3 protein-coding genes are annotated in these 2989 nt (G+C 59.2%); all 3 read left to right on the forward strand.

The window, feature by feature from the left end; translation table 11 throughout:
• The first annotated feature begins 92 nt into the window (after window positions 1-92).
• Window positions 93-1727, forward strand: a complete 1635-nt coding sequence (locus tag C8N42_RS21050) for a Mu transposase C-terminal domain-containing protein (RefSeq protein WP_081894029.1) — start codon at window positions 93-95, stop codon at window positions 1725-1727.
• Window positions 1687-2610, forward strand: coding sequence for a TniB family NTP-binding protein (locus tag C8N42_RS21055; RefSeq protein WP_245890336.1), 924 nt, complete (start codon window positions 1687-1689; stop codon window positions 2608-2610). Before C8N42_RS21050 ends, C8N42_RS21055 begins: the two co-directional genes overlap by 41 nt.
• Window positions 2547-2989, forward strand: a 443-nt coding sequence (locus C8N42_RS21060; RefSeq protein WP_245890337.1) for a TniQ family protein, incomplete at its 3' end; no start/stop codon positions are given. The genes C8N42_RS21055 and C8N42_RS21060, both read left to right, overlap by 64 nt.

Raw genomic sequence — 2989 nt, forward strand, 5'->3', positions numbered from 1 at the left:
CTTTGCCCTTAAATATGAGATTTTGCCTTTAATTCCGATATTTTTGCCCTTAAACTTGAGACAGGGTTCACAGACATGTGCAGCAAATATCGATGGATGATTATGGCGAAGACTCCGTTGCAGTTGGCGCTGAAGAGGCGCGCAGGGCCGCGGTGCTGCGCCCGCTTGTTCAAGCATTTCTGAAAGGGACTGGCAGTCTGGAAAGTGGCATCAATGACGCCGTTTGGGAGCTTGGTGTCAGCAGGGCGACGGTCTGGCGTTGGATAAAGCGGCTGGTCGAAGAAGGTGGACGCACCAGCGCGCTGGCTCCGCGGAAACGGGGCCGCCCGACCGGTACGACCTTGATATCCAGCAGGGTCGAAGCGGTGATCGAAGAGCATCTTCGCCGATGTTTCTTGCGCCGGGAACGTCCGAGCCTCTCGCGCGTCGTGACAGAAATCCGCAGCGCGTGCTGGCAGCAGGGCTTGCAACCGCCGACGCGTCGGACGGTTCAGCGTCGTCTGGACGCGATGGATGCCCGCGAAGTTGCGAAGGCACGAGAGGGCGCAAAGGCGGCGCGCCAGAAATTTGCGGCCGTCACAGGCGAGAACAAGGCGAACCAACCACTGGAGGTCGTACAAATCGACCATACGCCCGCGGACATCATTCTTGTCGACAGCTTTGAACGCCAACCAATTGGGCGGCCTTGGGTCACGCTGGCGATCGACATCGCAACGCGGATGGTAACTGGATATTACACCTCTCTCGAGGCCCCTTCGCGACTGTCAGTGGCGCTTTGCCTGACACAGGCGGTTGCCCCCAAGGCGGAGCTCCTAGCGGAATTGGATTACAGTATTCCTTGGCCCGCACAGGGCAAACCGCACAGCATCCACGTCGACAACGGCCGCGATTTCCGGTCGCGCGCCTTTCGGTCGGCATGCGCGGAATGGGGGATCGATCTGGTCTATCGACCGCCAGCAAGTCCTCACTTCGGTGGTCACATCGAACGGTTGATCGGCACCATGATGGGGGCCGTTCACCTGTTGCCGGGAACAACGCAATCCTCGATCGCGGCAAAGGGCGACTATGACGCCGAAAGCAAGGCCACGATGACGTTGAGCGAATTCGATCGCTGGTTTGCTCTGGAAATCTGCCGTTACAACAACAGCATTCATTCAAGTCTTGGCTGCACGCCCGTTGCCAAATGGGAGGCGCTCTCAGAGCAAATGACAGGCGACATCCCCTTCGAGATGGAAGCCTTTCAGGTGAGCTTCCTGCCGAGTGAACTGCGCAAGATCAGGCGTGACGGCATCCATCTGTTCCAGATAAGGTACTGGTCCGATGCCCTTGCAGGCCACATTGGGCGCGGGGATGGAAAGGTGGTCGTTCGCTACGATCCTCGCGATATCTCAATGATCTGGGTCGAACTGGACGATGGCCGGTATGTTGAGGCGCGGTACAGAAACCTGGAAATTCCGCCCGTCTCGCTCTGGGAATATCGCGAAGCGATGAGGAAGGCCCGTGCCCTTGGCAAGTCCGGGTCTAATGAGCTGGTGCTGGCTGAGCTGATCCGACAGCAACGCCAGATCGAAGCTGAAAGCCGGGGCCTGACGAAGGCCGAACGCAGAACCCGTGAAAGAAAAGGGACATTGAAGGGCACGAACTCGGCCGTCTCGACAACCGAAGGGCTGCGCCCGATCGATACGGGTGATACATCGCGCCCATTGTTCAAGGTGGAGAGATGGTGAATTGAGGGCAGGGACAACTGAAGAAGACGGCCGGATCGCCCTCATTCAATCGGATATCTGGATCGGCTTTCCTCGGGCGGAACAGGTGTTGGACCGCTTGCAGGGCATGATCGAAGCGCCACGACAAACCCGTATGCCTGGGCTTCTTGTGCATGGCGCCTCCGGGATCGGAAAGACAATGATCGCCCGAAACCTGTCGCGCAAGTACGCACCAGAATACGATCCGGCGTCAGGCATCACCCGCACACCGCTTCTGCTGTTGCAAGCGCCGCCCGCACCCGACGAACGGCGGTTCTATCTGCACATCCTGGCCGCCGTCGGCGCCCCAGCGACGGCACTGAGCGCCCGCGCTCAAAATGTGGCTTCCCTCGAAGTCCGTGTCATCGCGCTCTTACGCGACCTTGGCCTGCGGATGATCATGATCGACGAGGTCCACAACCTCTTGGCCGGGACCCACCGCGAACAGCGCCGCTTTCTCAATGTTCTGCGGTATCTCAGCAATGAACTCGAGGTGTCGCTGGTCTGCCTCGGGGTCAGCGAGGCCGTCGATGCCATCCGAGGTGATATCCAGCTTGCCAGGCGACTGGACGAACATCACCTGCCAAACTGGCGCGACGATGCCGAGTTCTCGGACATGATCCAGACACTCATCGCGGCAATGCCCCTCGAGAAGAAATCCAATCTGAAGGTCAAGTCGCTCAAGCAGATACTGGCGCTGAGCGGCGGGGTGACTTCGCGCATCTTCGCACTGATCAAGGATCTTTCCATCGACGCCATTGTCACAGGTGAGGAATGCATCACCGATGACGCAATCGCAAAATGGACGCCGGTTTGGTCGCGCCATGCGAACGCCCATCGGCGACTCGAGAAGTCCGGGGGGTGACGCCGCGACCGCTGCCAAAGACTGTCGCACCGCTTCCAGACGAGTTGTTGTCAGGTTGGTTGTCTCGGTTGGCTGCGGCCAACTACTGTGATGACGCCGAACTGCTGGCTCATATCGAAGTCGATACCACGCATGGCACCGCCTTGGACTTCAGCATCGACGCGGCAGCGGCGGAGAAGATTGCGAGCGCTGCACGTGTCTCCCCAGATGTCGTGCGATCTTTGACCTTTCCGGCAATAACGCCAGGAGAAGCCTCACTGACGGCCCAGATGCCATTCCAGCATTGTCTGCAATGCTCCCGAGAGGGCCTTTCGCTCAGGCATTGGAGGCGGGCCTGGGCATTTGACTGTCAGGTTTGCGGGACGAGACTTGTGCAGAC

The sequence above is a fragment of the Celeribacter persicus genome, assembly GCF_003050785.1.
In the GTDB taxonomy this organism is placed as follows: domain Bacteria; phylum Pseudomonadota; class Alphaproteobacteria; order Rhodobacterales; family Rhodobacteraceae; genus Celeribacter; species Celeribacter persicus.